At 30.8% G+C, this 16,476-nt stretch carries 18 protein-coding genes; 4 read left to right on the top strand and 14 right to left on the bottom strand.

Annotated elements, in window-relative coordinates; translation table 11 throughout:
* The first annotated feature begins 6 nt into the window (after nucleotides 1-6).
* From CXF68_RS01625 to CXF68_RS01615, 3 genes are all read left to right on the top strand, one after another.
* Nucleotides 7-633 carry a biopolymer transporter ExbD gene (locus CXF68_RS01625; RefSeq protein ID WP_101042614.1) on the top strand — a complete coding sequence of 209 codons (627 nt, stop codon included), beginning with the start codon at nucleotides 7-9 and terminating at the stop codon, nucleotides 631-633.
* An 18-nt stretch (nucleotides 634-651) separates the two neighbouring features.
* A complete protein-coding gene (locus CXF68_RS01620; RefSeq protein ID WP_101042613.1) occupies nucleotides 652-1,122 on the top strand; it encodes a biopolymer transporter ExbD in 471 nt (156 codons plus the stop codon).
* Nucleotides 1,123-1,211: 89 nt separating this feature from the next.
* Nucleotides 1,212-1,880, top strand: a complete 669-nt coding sequence (locus CXF68_RS01615; RefSeq protein ID WP_101042612.1) for a porin family protein — start codon at nucleotides 1,212-1,214, stop codon at nucleotides 1,878-1,880.
* On the opposite strand, the gene CXF68_RS01610 is transcribed toward CXF68_RS01615, so the two are convergent.
* From CXF68_RS01610 to CXF68_RS01560, 11 genes are all read right to left on the bottom strand, one after another.
* Entirely contained in the window at nucleotides 1,875-2,474 is a 600-nt protein-coding gene (locus CXF68_RS01610) for a hypothetical protein (RefSeq protein WP_101042611.1), read from the bottom strand. The genes CXF68_RS01615 and CXF68_RS01610 overlap by 6 nt on opposite strands.
* Nucleotides 2,474-3,934 (bottom strand): RNA polymerase factor sigma-54, encoded by a 1,461-nt coding sequence (gene rpoN / locus CXF68_RS01605; protein ID WP_101042610.1) that lies wholly within the window; start codon nucleotides 3,932-3,934, stop codon nucleotides 2,474-2,476. The genes CXF68_RS01610 and rpoN overlap by 1 nt, the downstream gene beginning before the upstream one ends.
* A gap of 84 nt (nucleotides 3,935-4,018) precedes the next feature.
* Complete coding sequence (asnS, locus tag CXF68_RS01600) at nucleotides 4,019-5,452, bottom strand: asparagine--tRNA ligase (protein WP_101042609.1); 1,434 nt, start codon at nucleotides 5,450-5,452, stop codon at nucleotides 4,019-4,021.
* A gap of 78 nt (nucleotides 5,453-5,530) precedes the next feature.
* Nucleotides 5,531-7,894 (bottom strand): RND family transporter, encoded by a 2,364-nt coding sequence (locus CXF68_RS01595; protein WP_101042608.1) that lies wholly within the window; start codon nucleotides 7,892-7,894, stop codon nucleotides 5,531-5,533.
* A 98-nt stretch (nucleotides 7,895-7,992) separates the two neighbouring features.
* Entirely contained in the window at nucleotides 7,993-8,547 is a 555-nt protein-coding gene (gene frr / locus CXF68_RS01590) for a ribosome recycling factor (RefSeq protein ID WP_101042607.1), read from the bottom strand.
* Between the two features lie 48 nt (nucleotides 8,548-8,595).
* Nucleotides 8,596-9,306 carry a UMP kinase gene (gene pyrH / locus CXF68_RS01585; RefSeq protein ID WP_101042606.1) on the bottom strand — a complete coding sequence of 237 codons (711 nt, stop codon included), beginning with the start codon at nucleotides 9,304-9,306 and terminating at the stop codon, nucleotides 8,596-8,598.
* Nucleotides 9,307-9,417: 111 nt separating this feature from the next.
* A complete protein-coding gene (gene tsf / locus CXF68_RS01580) occupies nucleotides 9,418-10,386 on the bottom strand; it encodes a translation elongation factor Ts (protein WP_101042605.1) in 969 nt (322 codons plus the stop codon).
* An 81-nt stretch (nucleotides 10,387-10,467) separates the two neighbouring features.
* The gene (gene rpsB, locus CXF68_RS01575; protein WP_101042604.1) at nucleotides 10,468-11,298 is read right to left on the bottom strand and encodes a 30S ribosomal protein S2; all 831 of its coding nucleotides are present in this window, start codon (nucleotides 11,296-11,298) and stop codon (nucleotides 10,468-10,470) included.
* Nucleotides 11,299-11,452: 154 nt separating this feature from the next.
* Entirely contained in the window at nucleotides 11,453-11,839 is a 387-nt protein-coding gene (rpsI, locus tag CXF68_RS01570) for a 30S ribosomal protein S9 (protein ID WP_028888420.1), read from the bottom strand.
* A complete protein-coding gene (gene rplM, locus CXF68_RS01565) occupies nucleotides 11,839-12,294 on the bottom strand; it encodes a 50S ribosomal protein L13 (protein ID WP_028888421.1) in 456 nt (151 codons plus the stop codon). The genes rpsI and rplM overlap by 1 nt, the downstream gene beginning before the upstream one ends.
* A gap of 238 nt (nucleotides 12,295-12,532) precedes the next feature.
* Nucleotides 12,533-13,381, bottom strand: coding sequence for a flagellar motor protein MotB (locus tag CXF68_RS01560; RefSeq protein ID WP_101042603.1), 849 nt, complete (start codon nucleotides 13,379-13,381; stop codon nucleotides 12,533-12,535).
* 120 nt (nucleotides 13,382-13,501) lie between these two features.
* Here CXF68_RS01560 and CXF68_RS01555 point away from each other — a divergent pair, with 120 nt between their 5' ends.
* A complete protein-coding gene (locus tag CXF68_RS01555) occupies nucleotides 13,502-14,476 on the top strand; it encodes an FAD:protein FMN transferase (protein ID WP_101042602.1) in 975 nt (324 codons plus the stop codon).
* On the opposite strand, the gene CXF68_RS01550 is transcribed toward CXF68_RS01555, so the two are convergent.
* The 3 genes from CXF68_RS01550 to map are packed head-to-tail and all read right to left on the bottom strand — an operon-like array spanning nucleotide 14,473 to nucleotide 16,461.
* Entirely contained in the window at nucleotides 14,473-15,243 is a 771-nt protein-coding gene (locus CXF68_RS01550) for a class I SAM-dependent methyltransferase (RefSeq protein WP_101042601.1), read from the bottom strand. The genes CXF68_RS01555 and CXF68_RS01550 overlap by 4 nt on opposite strands.
* Before the next feature lie 13 nt (nucleotides 15,244-15,256).
* Nucleotides 15,257-15,646, bottom strand: coding sequence for a GxxExxY protein (locus CXF68_RS01545; protein WP_101042600.1), 390 nt, complete (start codon nucleotides 15,644-15,646; stop codon nucleotides 15,257-15,259).
* An 11-nt stretch (nucleotides 15,647-15,657) separates the two neighbouring features.
* Entirely contained in the window at nucleotides 15,658-16,461 is an 804-nt protein-coding gene (gene map / locus CXF68_RS01540; protein WP_101042599.1) for a type I methionyl aminopeptidase, read from the bottom strand.
* Nucleotides 16,462-16,476 lie beyond the last annotated feature (15 nt).

The following is a 16,476-nucleotide window of genomic DNA, read 5'->3' as shown; positions in this document are numbered from 1 at the left end:
GTTATTATGGCAAGAAGAGAAAACCCAGAAATTAATGCAGGTTCGATGGCAGATATTGCATTCTTGCTACTTATCTTTTTCCTTGTAACAACTACAATGGATGTTGATTCAGGTATCCCTAAAAAGTTAGCTGAAAGAACAGATGCTATACCTCCTATTGTAAAAGAGAAAAACATCTTTCAGATAAGTATTAACAGAAATAACCAGTTATTCGTTGAGAATGAGGGTATGGAGTTAAAAGATTTAAAAGATGCTGCTATAAAGTTTATAGACAATGGAGGTGGAGTAGGTAATCCTATGCCAGGAAAAGATGCAGGAGCAGCTTGTAACTATTGTAAAGGTGCCAAAGATCCTAGCTCATCAGATCACCCTAACAAAGCAATTATTGCCGTTGAAAGTGATAGAGGTACTGAGTTTGGTACATATGTCTCAGTTCAAAACGAATTGTTAAAAGCATATGCCGAATTGCGTAATAAATTATGCCAAGATAAATATGGTATTAGTTTTACTGAATTAGACAAGGCTTTTAAAGCAGGTGCAAGAAAAGATAAAGCGTTAAGGAAAAAAGTTGAAGACATTAAGAGTAGTTATCCTCAAATTATATCTGATTCTGAACCAACGAATGTTCAATAGTATTAAAACAATTTAAGTATGTCTAAATTTAATAAGAAGAAAAAAGAGATGCCAGCAGTGAATACATCTTCACTACCTGATATTGTTTTTATGTTATTGTTTTTCTTCATGGTTACAACGGTAATGAGAGAGAGTGATTTAGCAATAGAGGCTCCTCGTTTACCTAGTGCAAGTGAAGTGAAAAAACTTGAACGTAAAAGTTTAGTAAGTACAATTTACGTAGGTAAAGCAAAAGATGCTAAATATGGTACAAGTTTTAATAGAATTCAGTTAAATGATAAGATTGCTACACCAGATGATGTACCTTCTTTTATTTTCTTAGAAAGAGATAAATTAGCAGAGTCTGATGTTCCTTTCATGACAACTTCTATTAAAGCAGATAAAGAATCGAGTGTTGGTACTTTAGCTGATATACGTGAGAAACTAAGAGACGTAAATGCTCTTAAGTTAAGTTTATCTACTCACAAAGCAAGTGATATTAAAAAGTAATTACTTTTTAAAAATAAATAAAAAAGAGCAATCATTTGATTGCTCTTTTTTTATACAATATAAACTTCTTTTAACGTTAGTTAATTAATATGAAAAACATAATAACTTTATCTTTAGTTCTTTTGTCTATATGTAGCTATGCACAAAAAGATTCTTTAAAACTTGGAGATACTTATTGGGAAGATCAATTGTATATAAATGTTTCTTATAATATTTTAAAAAATCAACCAAAAGGAATAGAAAAGAGTGGTTTCTCCTATGGTTTTTCAGGGGGTTACATAAAAGATATTCCTCTTGTCAGAAATGGTAGAAAAGCCATTGGTATTGGTGTTGGTTATGGTTTTGATTCATTTAATCATAGTTTAAAAGTAGTAAAAGGAGCTCCTAATGTTTTTCAAATAGATGATGCGATTACGGCAAATAAACTAAAAATTCATAACATTGAAGTCCCTATTGAGTTCAGATGGAGGTCTTCAACTGTTAATAGTTATTCTTTTTGGAGATTCTATACAGGAATTAAATTAAGTTATAATTTCAATAATACTTTTAGTTATACTGATTCTGGAGTAAACTTTACCTTTTCAAACTTAAAAGAGTTCAATAAATTTCAGACAGGCTTAATACTATCAGCTGGATATGGAACATTCAATTTTCATGTATATTATGGGCTCTCTCCTCTATTAAAAAACACTTCTTTAAATGGATATAATATTAATTCAAGTATTATAAGATTTGGATTAAGCTTTTATTTGTTATAATATATATAAAGCTAAAAAAGGGCTAAATAAACCAATAAAAAAACCAATATACACTTCTTTAGTAGTGTGTGCTTTTAAATGAAGCCTTGAGCTTGCTAGTAGCCCAGAAAGTAATAAAAAGATTATAACTATTGGTAAAGTGTATACGTTATGTATTTGTTGAAAGATTAAAAAGTAGCCAGTAGTAGCTCCCATAGACAACAAATGTAAACTAGCTTTAGTTTTCGTCATAAAAAGTATATAAACAAATCCTAGGCCAAATACAACTCCAAAAAACAAATAACTAAGGTCTTTAATAGCACTAGTTTCTAAAAAGAACTTACCTAGCATATAAAACAAAGTCATCATGAAAAACATTGGAATTTTACGTTCTCTAATACCATGTACTTGATATGATTTTATAGATCCAATATTTTTTAATAAAATTAAGAGAAATATTGGAATAATATAGGTGGTTATAAAAACTACAGCCAATACTGTATATTGTTGATGACGACTTAAATTAATAGGGGTTAAAATAAAATAAAGAATAATACCAATTGTAGGAATTACAATTGGGTGTAAAAGAGTAGATATAAATTTTTGCCAACGCATTATATTTCTTTTCTTAATCTTGCTACTGGTATATCTAATTGTTCACGATATTTTGCAACTGTTCTTCTAGCAATAGGATACCCTTTTTCTTTTAATATTTTAGATAATTTTTCATCAGTGAGTGGTTTTCTTTTTTCTTCTTCTTGAATAACAGTTTCTAATATTTTTTTTATTTCTCGTGTTGAAACATCTTCTCCTTGATCATTTTTCATCGATTCAGAGAAAAATACTTTAATTAATTTTGTACCGTATGGAGTAGATACATATTTACTATTAGCAACTCTAGAAACGGTAGATACATCCATTTGTATTTCATCTGCAATGTCTTTTAAAATCATCGGTTTTAACTTGCGCTCATCACCAGTTAAAAAATATGCTTCTTGACGTTGCATAATTGCGTTCATTGTAACTAGTAGGGTTTGTTGACGTTGCTTAATTGCATCAATAAACCATTTAGCAGCATCTAGTTTTTGCTTAATGAACATTACGGCATCTTTTTGAGTTTTGCTTTTCTTTTTAGAATCACTATACCCTTTTAACATGTTGTTATATTCACGAGAAACATGTAGTTCAGGAGCATTACGAGAGTTAAGCGTAAGTTCTAAAATACCATCAATAATTAGTATTGAAAAGTCAGGAACAATTTGTTCTGCTATTTTATTATTACCAGCATAAGAACTACCAGGTTTAGGGTTTAATTTACTAATCTCAGCAATAATTTCTTTTAGTTGCTCTTCGTTTATATTAAACTTTTCAAGAAGTTTTTTGTAGTGTTTTTTAACAAAATGATCGAATGCGTTTTCAAGAATGTCAATAGCTAATACTCTTGTTTCTTTTTCAGGTTTTGACTTTAATTGAATGATTAAACATTCTTTTAAGTCTTGTGCACCTATTCCTATTGGGTCTAATCTTTGAACAACGTTAATTAAAACACTTCTTACTTTTTCTTCAGTTGTAAAAACGTTTTGAGTAAAGGCTAAATCATCAACTAAATCAATAATAGCTCTACGAATATAACCGCTATCATCAATACTTCCGACTAGAAATTCTGCTATAGAACGTTCTTCTTCGTTAATTCTAAAAGTATTTAATTGGTTTTTTAAAGATTGATGAAAGGTTGTACCTGAAGCGTATGGTATTTGTTTGTCTTCATCATCAGCCGAATAATTATTCGCCTGTGTTTTATAACTAGGATATTCATCATCACTTAAATACTCATCAATATTTATATCATCAGTTTCAATTTTGTCGCTCCCCTCATCATAATCATCTGCATTTGTTAGGGTATCTTCAAAGTTCTCAGGTTCTTCTTTACCTGTATCTAAAGCAGGGTTTTCTTCAATTTCTTGTTTCAAACGTTCTTCAAAAGCTTGTGTAGGCAATTGAATTAACTTCATCAACTGAATTTGTTGAGGAGATAATTTTTGAAGTAACTTATAATGTAAACTTTGTTTTAGCATATTTACAAATATATGAAATAGGATAAAAAGAAATCGTCATTCTGTGAGGAATGACGATTGTTATATGTAAGTTTTATTATTTTTTTAAAACTCTGCGTTTTGTGGTGTTCTTGGAAAAGGAATTACATCACGAATATTACCCATTCCTGTTGTAAATAAAACTAAACGTTCAAAACCTAAACCAAATCCAGAATGTACTGCTGTACCAAATTTACGAGTATCTAGGTACCACCATAATTCTTCTTCATCAATATTTAATTCAGCCATTTTAGACTTTAAAACATCTAAACGCTCTTCTCTTTGTGATCCACCAACCATTTCACCAATACCAGGGAATAAAACATCCATAGCTCTAACAGTCTTTCCATCATCATTTAAACGCATATAAAACGCTTTAATTGTTGCTGGGTAATCAAATAAGATTACTGGACATTTAAAGTGTTTTTCAACTAAATAACGTTCGTGTTCTGATTGTAAATCAACACCCCATTCGTTAATAGGAAATTGAAATTTCTTTTTCTTATTTGGTTTACAGTTGCGTAAAATATCAAAAGCTTCAGTATAACTAACTCGTTTAAAGTTGTTATCTACAACAAAGTTTAATTTATTAATTAAACTCATTTCACTACGTTCTGCTTGAGGTTTTGTTTTTTCTTCTTGAATTAAACGATTTTCTAAAAAGGTTAAATCGTCTTTACAATTTTCTAATACATAACCTAAAACAGATTTAATAAAGTCTTCAGATAAATCCATATTAGCATCTAAATCATTAAATGCTACCTCAGGTTCAATCATCCAAAACTCTGCTAAGTGACGTGTTGTATTAGAATTTTCAGCTCTAAAAGTAGGTCCAAAAGTATATACCTTTCCTAAAGCCATTGCATAGGTTTCAGCTTCTAATTGACCAGAAACAGTTAAGTTTGTTTCTTTACCAAAGAAATCTTGAGAATAATCAATATTTCCTTCTTCGTTTAATGGAGCTTTGTTTGCTTCAAAATTTGTTACGTGAAACATTTCTCCAGCACCTTCAGCGTCTGATCCAGTAATAATTGGCGTATTCACATAGTTAAATCCGTTTTCTTGAAAATACTTATGCACAGCAAAAGATAATGTAGAACGAACTCTCATTACAGCACTAAATGTATTTGTTCTAATACGTAAATGTGCATTTTCACGTAAAAACTCTAAACTGTGTTTTTTTGGTTGAATAGGGTATTCATCAGGATTTGAATCTCCTAATATCTCTAGTTTTGTAACTTTAACTTCAACACTTTGCCCTTTACCTTCGCTTTCAACTAAAGTACCTGTAATACTAACAGCAGCACTTGTTGTAATTCTTTTTAAAAGTTCTTCATCCGTATTTTCGAAGTCGACAACACATTGAATATTATTAATGGTAGAACCATCATTTAAAGCAATAAAACGATTGCTTCTAAAGGTTCTAACCCATCCTTTTACATGTACTTCCTGTAAAAATTTATCAGAATGTAATAATTCTTTAACGCTACTTCTTTTCATCTTTTAAAAATTGAGAAGCAAATATACTTTATTACTAAGAATTGAGCAATCTAGATATTTAAAATGCCAATAAACTTTTTAGTTATCTTCTTTTGGAGGTAGTATTTTAAAATTAGTTTCTTTTAAAACTTTTTCATTAGCTATTTTCTTTTCAAAAGAAAGTAGGAGAGAGGGTAATAATAGTAAGTTAGATACCATAGCAAGTAAGAGAGTTACAGATACAAGTCCTCCTAAAGCGATTGTTCCTCCAAAACTAGAAAGGGTAAATACTAGAAATCCAAAAAATAATACAATTGATGTATAAAACATACTTACTCCTGTCTCTTGTAATGCAGAATATACAGCAGGTTTCACTTTCCAGTTGTTAGCCAGTAGTTCTTGTCGGTATTTCGCTAAAAAGTGAATTGTGTCATCTACAGATATACCAAAAGCAATACTAAATACTAAAATAGTAGATGGTTTTATTGGAATGCCAAAGAATCCCATTAATCCCGCAGTAATTAATAGCGGAAGCATGTTTGGTATTAATGAGATGAAAATCATTTTATACGAACGGAACATCCATGCCATAAATATTGAGATTAATAAAATGGCAAGTGATAGCGAAATAACTAGGTTTTTAATCAGGTAATTCGTTCCTTTTAAGAAAACTAACGCTTTACCCGTCATAGAAACCGTGAATTTATTTTCAGGAAATTGCTTCTTTATAACTGCATCTAGGCGTTCTTGAATAATGTCCATCTTATCGGTACCAATATCTTTCATGAAAGTTGTGATACGTGCGTAACGACCAGTGCTATCCACAAAGTTTTTTAACATACCTGAATTACTGTCAGAATTCTTAGTAAAAGCAAAAATATGAGCTTTTTCTTGGCTCGTAGGTAGTTGGTAATATTTTGGATTTCCTTTATAATATGCTTGTTTTGAGTATTTAACTAAGTTGGTAACTGAAATTGGCTTAGATAATTCAGGAAAACTTTCAATAGTTTCATTCAACTTTTCCATTTTTTTTAGGGTAGAAAGTCTCATGACACCTTTATCTCTTTTTGTGTCAATCAAAATTTCTAAAGGCATAATTCCTCCAAATTCAGTTTCAAAGAATTTAATATCTTTATAGAATTGCATTCCTTTAGGCATGTCTTCAATTAAACTACCAGAAACACGAATTTGAAATAAACCAATCATACTTAATATAATAACAACAACGGTTGTTATATATATAGTTATACGTCGTTGTTTTACCATTCGTTCCATCCAAGAAACTACATTCCCCATCCACTTCTTTTCTAAGTGATTTAAGTGTTTTTTTTCAGGACGTGGCATGAAACTGTATATAATTGGAACAATTAATAAAGCTAGAATAAAAATACTTATAATGTTTACTGAGGCTAAGATTCCGAATTCTCTTAATAATTGACTTTTCACAAAAACAAAAGTTGCAAAACCTGATGCTGTTGTAATGTTTGTCATTAAAGTGGCATTCCCAATTTTAGAAATTACACGTTGTAAAGACTTTGCTTGATTACCGTGTTTTTTTATTTCTTGTTGATATTTATTTATAAGAAATACAGCATTTGGTACACCAATTACAATAATTAATGGTGGTATTAAGGCAGATAAAACAGTGATTTCATATCTAAATAAACCAATAAAGCCAAAGGCCCAAATTACACCAATACCAACAACTAATAGTGTAATAAAAGTAGCTCTGAAAGAGCGGAAAAAGAAAAAGAATATTAAGGCAGTAATACCTAATGCACCTAATACGAAAAGTTGCATTTCATCAATAATATTCTGTGAATTTATTGTTCTTATGTAAGGCATCCCAGACATTCTAACATCTATATTGTGTTCCTTTTCAAAACTTTCAACAGTAGGGATTAATATATCAGCAATAAAATTACGACGTGCAGGTGTATTTACAATATCTTTGTTTATATATATAGCTGTTTGTAAAGTACCTTGACCGTTATATAATAGATTATCATAAAAAGGAAGGTTTTCAAATAATTGTTTTTTAATTTTATTAACTTCTTCATTTGTGGTTGGTGCTTTGTTAAATAGCGGTTCTAAAATAAACTTTCTATTTACTCTATCTGCCTTTAATTGTTTAACATCAGCAATTGAAATTGAAAAGTCTACTTGTTTTACACTGTCTAAATCTTTTACAAGTTTATTCCATGCGTTAAACTTAGCAGGCGTAAAAATAGTTGAGTCTTTTACACCTAGTATAACCAAGTTACCTTCCTCACCAAAAATTTCTAAAAATTTGTCGTATTGAATATTTGCTTCATGATCTTTAGGCAGTAAGTTTGCTTCTGTATATGAGAAGCGCATATATTTCATTTGAGTAACCAAAAGCCCTGTTATAATAGCTACAGCTAATAATACAAGATATCTGTTACGTAATATAAACCCTGCTATTTTAGTCCAAAAAGTCATTCAATAATTTTTAACAATGTTATGGTAAATGATGTAATCTAAATAAAAAAAAGAGTGTCTTAAAAAGCACTCTTTCTTTTTATGTTTTTTAAAAAGGACTAAACAGTCATTATTTCTTTTTCTTTTATAGAAAGCTTATCATCAATTTCTTTTGTGTAACTATCAGTAAGTTTTTGAATACTTTCTTCTGCACCCTTCTTTAAATCATCAGAAATGTCAGTTTTTTTAATATCGTTATTGGCATCTTTACGAGCATTACGAATTCCTACTTTAGCATGTTCAGCTTCAGCTTTAGCTTGTTTAGCTAATTCTTTACGTCTTTCTTCTGTTAATGCAGGTACATTAATGATAATAATGTCACCATTATTCATAGGGTTAAAACCTAAATTAGCAACCATAATTGCTTTTTCAACTTCTTGTAACATGTTTTTTTCCCAAGGCTGAATAGTAATTGTTCTTGCATCAGATGTACTTACATTTGCTATTTGACTTAAAGGAGTTGCAGCTCCGTAATAATTAACCTGTACATTAGCTAACATTGAAGGAGAAGCCTTACCTGCTCTAATAGCACGTAGTTCTTTTACTAAATGTTCTATAGCATTATTCATTGCCTCTTTGGCTGAATCTAAAATAAAATCAATTTCTTCGTTCATCTTACTAGTATTTTTTGACCTCTAAAATATGCAAGAGGTTATTTAAATTTATTTGTTGTCAACTATTGTTCCAATTTGCTCTCCAGAAACTAATTTCAGTAAATTTCCTTTAGTATCCATGTCAAAAACAATAATTGGAAGTCCGTTTTCTTCACTTAAAGTAAAGGCAGTCATATCCATTACTTTCAATCCTTTTTTTATTACTTCTTTAAAAGTGATAGTATCGTATTTTACAGCGTTTTTATCCTTTTCTGGATCAGCATTATAAATACCATCTACTCTCGTTCCTTTTAATATAGCATCAGCATTAACTTCAATAGCTCTTAATACGGCAGCTGTATCTGTAGTGAAATAAGGATTTCCTGTTCCTCCTCCAAAAATTACAACACGTCCTTTTTCTAAATGACGGTTTGCACGACGTTTAATGTATGGTTCAGCTATTTCTTTAATCTCTATTGCTGTTTGCAATCGAGTATGAATTCCTTCGTCTTCTAAAGCACTTTGTAGAGCTAAGCCATTAATACATGTAGCTAACATACCCATATGGTCACCTTGTACGCGATCCATACCATTACTGGCTCCAGCTACACCTCTAAAAATATTACCACCACCAATAACAATGGCAATTTCAATATTTTTATCTACTACCTGCTTTATTTCTTGGGCGTACTCTTTAAGTCTTTTAGGATCAATACCGTATTGTCGGTCGCCCATTAATGATTCACCACTTAATTTTAAAAGGATTCTCTTGTATTGCATAGTCTTTTTGAAAGTTATGCAAAACTACGTATTTTTTTTGAGTTTGAATTTTTATAAAATAAAAAACCACCCAAAAAATGGGTGGTTTTTATTATAAAATGTAGTTGAGAATTATCCTAAAGTAACTCTTACGAAGTTTTTAACCTCTACGTTACCAAAAGAAGATACATATTCTTCAACAGTTTTCTTTTCATCTTTAATAAACTTTTGATCTAATAAACATTGTTCTTGATCTAAAGTTGTATTGTCAGAAATAAACCTTTCCATTTTTCCAGGTAAGATTTTATCCCAAATTTTTTCTGGTTTACCTTCTGATTTTAATTGCTCTTTAGCAGCTTCTTCTGCTTTAGCTAATGCATCATCAGTTAATTGTAATCTAGATACATATTGAGGAACGTTCTTTAAAGTTTTACCTAAACGAACTAATTCTTCATTGTCTTTTACGATAGCAGCAATTCTTGCTTCAGTTTCAGACTCTACATAAGCAGGGTCAAAACCTTTATAAGATAAAGAAATTGCTCCCATTGATGCAGCTTGCATTGCTAAGTCCTTAGTTAAAGTATCAGCATTATCTACAGAAGTAGATAAGCCAACCATAGCAGCAATTTTACCAACGTGAGTATAAGAACCTACGAATGGCGCTTCCAATCTTTCGAAAGAAGTAATATCGATTTTTTCACCAATAACACCTGTTTGTTCGATTAACTTTTCAGAAACAGTTAGACCGCCAAAATCAGCAGCTAAAAATTCCTCTTTAGTTTTAGTTTTAAAAGCAACATTAACAAATTCAGCAGCTAAATCTTTGAATGAATCATTCTTAGATACGAAATCTGTTTCACATGCTAATACAATAGCAACACCATAAGTATTGTCATCACTAATTTTAGTAATAGCAACACCTTCAGTAGACTCTCTATCTGCTCTTTTAGCAGCTATTTTTTGTCCTTTTTTACGTAAAATATCAATTGACTTTTCAAAATTACCTTCAGCTTCTACTAATGCATTTTTACAATCCATCATACCGGCTCCGGTAGTTTCTCTTAATTTTTTTACGTCTGCAGCGCTAATTTTTACTGACATTTCTATTGGTATTTTTTAGTTGTAAATATTTTGTTGTAAAAAATTTAAAGGTTTCAAATAAATGAAACCTTTAAATTAAAATTATTTAGCCTCTTCTTCTTTAGCTGGTGCATCAGTAGCAGCAGTTTCAGTAGTAGCTTTTTCTTCTTTAACTGGAGCTTCAGTAACAGCTTCTGCTTTAGTTTCTTCTTTAGCAGGTGCTTTTTCTACTTTTACTTTTTCTTTGTCAGCTTTTCTTTCAGATAAGCCTTCATTGATAGCATCAGTAATGTAAGATAATACTTTGTCAATAGATTTTGAAGCATCATCATTTGCAGGAATTACAAAATCAACTGGTCTTGGATCAGAGTTTGTATCAACTAAAGCAAAAATTGGAATGTTTAATTTTTGAGCTTCAGCAACTGCAATGTGTTCTTTCTTTACATCAATTACAAATATAGCAGCAGGTAAACGAGTCATATCAGAAATAGAACCTAAATTCTTTTCTAATTTAGCTCTCTGACGATTAATTTGTAATTTTTCTCTTTTTGATAAAGCATCAAAAGAACCATCTAACTTCATTCTATCAATAGTAGCCATTTTTTTAACAGCTTTACGAATAGTAACAAAGTTTGTTAACATACCACCTGGCCAACGCTCAGTAATGAAAGGCATGTTTATGTTCTTCGCTCTTTCAGCAACGATATCTTTAGCTTGCTTTTTAGTTGCAACGAATAAGATTTTACGTCCAGAGTTTGCTATCTTTTGTAAAGCTAATGCAGCTTCATCAATTTTAGCAGATGTTTTATACAAATCGATGATGTGAACACCATTACGTTCTGTATAAATATACGGAGCCATATTTGGGTTCCATTTTCTAGTTAAGTGACCGAAGTGCACTCCACTTTCTAATAATTCTTGAATGTTTGCCATTTTAATAAAATGTGTTTACGTTCTGTTTTCACAATATTTCAGTAGTTATAGTAAGTCTGAAATATTTAGATACTAAACTGTTAAAAATTAATTTATAAATAACAGTCTCTTTTGAAAATAAATAAGCAATGCTTTATCTAAAGCATTAATACTATTAACGTTTAGAGAACTGGAATTTCTTACGTGCTTTCTTCTGACCGAATTTCTTACGTTCAACCATTCTAGGATCACGAGTTAATAAACCTTCTGGTTTCAACACAGCTCTGTGCTCTTCGTTAATAGCTACTAATGCTCTAGTAATTGCTAAACGAATTGCTTCAGCTTGACCTGTAATACCACCACCATATACATTTACTTTAATGTCATAAGACTCTAAGTTCTCAGTTAACATTAAAGGTTGTTGGATTTTGTATTGTAAAGTACCTGTTGTAAAGTAGTTTTTATACTCTTTTTTATTTACAGTAATGTTTCCTTTACCTTCTGAAAGATAAATACGAGCAACTGCTGTTTTTCTTCTACCTATTTTGTGTACAGTTTCCATTATTTAAGATCGTTAAGGTTAATTGCTTTTGGGTTTTGAGCAGTTTGTTGGTGCTCAGTACCTGCATAAGCATACAAGTTTTTGTATAAAGCGCTTCCTAATTTATTTTTAGGTAACATTCCTTTTACTGCTTTTTCGATTAATCTTGTAGGATCTTTTTCGAACATTTCTGTAGCAGTTAATGATCTTTGACCTCCTGGATATCCTGTGTGACGGATGTAAGACTTATCAGTCCATTTTTTTCCAGTTAGAACAATTTTTTCTGCGTTGATAACAACCACGTTATCTCCACAATCTACGTGAGGAGTATAATTTGGTTTGTACTTACCTCTAATTAGCATTGCTATTTTAGAAGCTAGACGACCCAACGTTTGCCCGTCCGCATCAACTAAAACCCACTCTTTGTTAACAGTGTTTTTGTTTGCTGATACTGTTTTGTAACTTAATGTGTTCATAATTACACGATTAGTTTTTGTTTATTAATATATGATTTTACCCTTAAAAAAGGTTTGCAAATGTACGACTAATTATTTGGTTAACAAATAGCGAGTTAGTTTAATTTAATACTATTGTTTTTCTGTTTTAAATTATTAAAAAGTAAATGAGTAATATGTTCTTTTTAAAATTAGTGCAAAACAAAAAAAAGACCATTCATATGAATGGTCTTTTTTTTGTTTTGCTTACTATAGTAAGTTATTCAGCTTTTTGCTCTAATAATTCAAAGAATTGATTTAAACGAGGAAGAATGATGATTTTTGTTCTTCTGTTTTTTGCTTTATTTTCAGTTGTGTCGTTTGTAGTTAAAGGTACATAGCTACCTCTACCAGCTGCAATTAATCTGCTTGGTGCTACCTTGTATTTGTTTTGTAATTCACGAACAATTGATGTTGCACGTAAAACACTTAGCCCCCAATTGTCTTTTATACTAGAACCTTTAGAAACAGGAGTGTCATCAGTGTGACCTTCAATCATAACATCCATTTCTGGTTGACCGTTAACAACAGTGGCAACTTTTTCTAAGACCTTAGATGCCTTATCAGAGATTGTGTAACTTCCACTTTTAAATAATAGTTTATCTGAGATAGAAATAAATACAACAGTTTTTTCAACGTTTACTTGTATATCTTCATCATCAATACCTTGTTGTAGTTCTTTTTTTAAGTGAAAGGCGACAACTAAATTTAATGAATCTTTTTTAGACGCAGCAGCTCTAATTCTATTTATATACCTGTCTTTTTTACTTAATTGAGTTAATGTTTCTTTAATGTTGTCATTAGCACCTTTAGTTAAAACAGTTAAGTTTTCTACTTGTTGAAGCGTGTTTTGTTTGTCTTTCTTTAAATCACCAACAGAACTCTTTAAAGAAGAAACTTTGTCTTGACAGCTTTCTTTTTCGATCAAGCACTTCGTTAAATTAGTTTTTACAGTTAATAATTCATCCTTTGTTTTTTCATGCTTTGCTTTCAAAGCTTCCATTTCTTTAGTAGAAGCACATGAGGCTAGTATAAGAGAAGCAGCAATAAATAAAAATATTTTCTTCATTTTGTATTGTTTTATAATTATGTGATAACAACGCAAATTTATGAAAATGCGTACATAAAAAATATAATTAACAATCTTTTATGAAGTGAGAATGAATTATTTTTGTGATAAATTAAAAAGATGATTAGAAATATATTTTATTTAGCGAATGTTGTTATATTTTTATTTGTGTCTTGTGCGCAAGAAAATAAAATAAAAGAAACAAAGCTTGAAGGTTTAGTTTTTGGTACAACTTACCATATTACTTATTTGAATGAAGTTGATTATCAGGGGTCTATTGATAGTTTGTTTGCTTTGGTGAATAAATCGTTGTCGACTTATATAGCTACTTCTGATATTTCTAGAATTAATAAAGGTGATTCAACAGTGGTTGTAGATGGTATGTTTATAGATGTATTTGAGAAAGCAAAACGAATTTATAACGAAACTGATGGGTATTTTGATCCTACTATAGGGCGTTTAATTAATGCATACGGATTTGGATCGGGGAAAGAAAAGAAAAATTTAAGTTCAGAAGAAGTCGCTGAGCTTATGGATGGGGTAGGGTTTGATAAGGTGAAGCTTGAAAATAGTAAGGTATACAGAGAGAGTTCTAACATCGAATTTAATGTAAATGCATTTGCAAAAGGATATGGTATTGATGTTATTGGGTGGTTTTTGGAAAGCAAGAATGTTAAAAATTATTTGATTGAAATAGGTGGGGAAATAAGAGCTCGAGGAAGAAAGGAAGGGGGATTATGGAAGGTAGCTATTGAAAAACCAAATGTTGATGGTACACGATCACTTCAAAAAGTAATTGAATTAGATGGTGAGTCTATGGCTACTTCAGGAAATTACAGGAAATATAAAATGAATAAAAATGGAGAGAAAATTGTACATACAGTAAACCCAAAAACTGGATTAGCCTTTGAAAGTAATCTTTTAAGTGTATCTGTGCGTTTAAAAGGAGATTGTGCTGATGTAGATGCTTATGCGACTGCCTTTTTAGCTATGGGGTTAGATAAAACAAAAGATTTTTTAGTAAAGCATCCTGAACTAAAAGTGGTTTTATTGTATAACGACAATGATAATAATTTACAAGAGTTTGTAAACTAACCTTTAAAACATACAGGCAAAATTTCGCCTTTCATTAAAGCAAATCGTTCTAGTTTTTCTGGAGCGATTTTTTTTGTAAAATCAACCTCATCAACTTTAAAACCGATTGAACGGAGTTTGTTGAAATAATCACGACCGTACACGCGTACATGATCGTATTGACCGAATATTTCGGCACGTTCTTTACGATCGGTAATAGAGTCATCCTCAAAAGTAATTTCTCTATTTAAGTCTTGCGGAATTTGAAAGATTCCAAAGCCACCAGTGTTTAAAACGCGATACAGCTCTTGCATTGCTTTGGTATCATCAGGAATATGTTCTAGTACATGATTGCAAAAAACAACATCAAACTCATTGTCTTTAAAAGGTAAGTCACAAATATCAGCCTTTACATCAGCAATTGGTGATTCTAAATCTGAAGTAATATACTCTAAGTTTTTTTGTTTTCTGAAAATGTCTAGAAAGCATTGTTCAGGAGCAATATGTAATACTTTTAATTTTTTATCCGAAGAAAAAAAATCGGTTTCATTTTGTAAGTATAACCAAAGTAAACGATGTCTTTCCAAAGATAGTGTAGAAGGTGAAAGTGCATTTTCTCGTTGCTTACCATAACCATAAGGTAAAAACTTACGAAACGATTTACCATCAATTGGGTCGGTAAAATTATCACCTTTTAACCACCATGCAATTACTGGACGAACCAAATAGCTAGCTTTAATTAAAAATGGCCTAGGAATAGTATTTAATATGGTTTTAAAAAAAGACACAGATTTCTCGAATTTACACTAACTTATTTAAAATTACTCTTTTATATTTTAGACTGTCTTCACCAAAATTTATAAGTAGCCCAAGATTTAATTTAGAGGTAGCTAAATAATTTAAAGTTTGTTTTACATGGCTTGAATTAAGTTCTTTAATGGCTTTAATTTTAAGTATTATTTTGTTGTCAATTACAAAATCAGCAAAGTAATAATGAGGAATAATTTTGCCTTTATAATTAATGTTGAATTTAACTTCTCTTTGATATGATATATTTTGAGATTGAAATTCTATTTCTAAAGCATCTCCATATACAATTTCATTAAAACCTTTGCCTAAGAACTTGTGAACTTCCATACAGGCTCCAATAATTTTATAGGCTTCTTCCTTGTATAAAAGATCTTCGTTCATAATGATTCTAATTAGAGTCTGAATTCCTCCTCCTCATTAGTTTCAATACCTAAAGCTTCGTGTACGTATTTAAAAGTTGAAAGTAACTCAGGTTTACCATTAACAATGGCAACATCGTGTTCAAAATGAGCCGAAGGTTTATTATCTAAAGTAGTAATTGTCCAACCGTCGTTATGTTGTAATATTTTATGAGTTCCCATATTTGTCATAGGTTCGATAGCTACAACCATACCTTCAATAAATTTTTTACCACGACCTCTACGTCCATAATTTGGCATTTCAGGATCTTCATGCATAACACGTCCTAAACCATGACCAACCAATTCACGAACCACTCCGTAACCATGTTTTTCGGTGAAATCTTGAATAGCAAAACCAACATCACCAACACGGTTACCAACCTTTAATTCACGAATACCAACGTATAAGCTTTCTCTAGTAACATCTAAAAGTTTTTTTGTTTCGGCAGCAATTTCACCTACAGCAAAAGTGTAAGCATGGTCTCCATAAAAATCATTTTTAATAGCACCACAGTCAATAGAAATGATATCACCTTCTTTTAAAGGAGTATTATTAGGAATTCCGTGAACAATTTGTGAGTTAGGACTCATGCAAAGTGTGTTTGGAAAATCATATAATCCTAAAAAACCAGGAATAGCTCCTTGCTCACGAATAAAATCTTCTGCAAGTTTATCAAGGTATAAGGTAGTAACTCCAGGTTTTACTTCTTTAGCAAGCATACCTAATGTTCTTGATACTACTAATGCACTTTCGCGCATAATTTCTATTTCTTCTCTAGTTTTAGCTTTAATCATCTTAAAAATATTGAG

The sequence above is a fragment of the Tenacibaculum sp. Bg11-29 genome (genome assembly GCF_002836595.1).
Classification (GTDB): domain Bacteria; phylum Bacteroidota; class Bacteroidia; order Flavobacteriales; family Flavobacteriaceae; genus Polaribacter.
The sequence above is the reverse complement of the archived record's forward strand: the minus strand, read 5'-3'. Positions and strand labels throughout refer to the sequence as shown.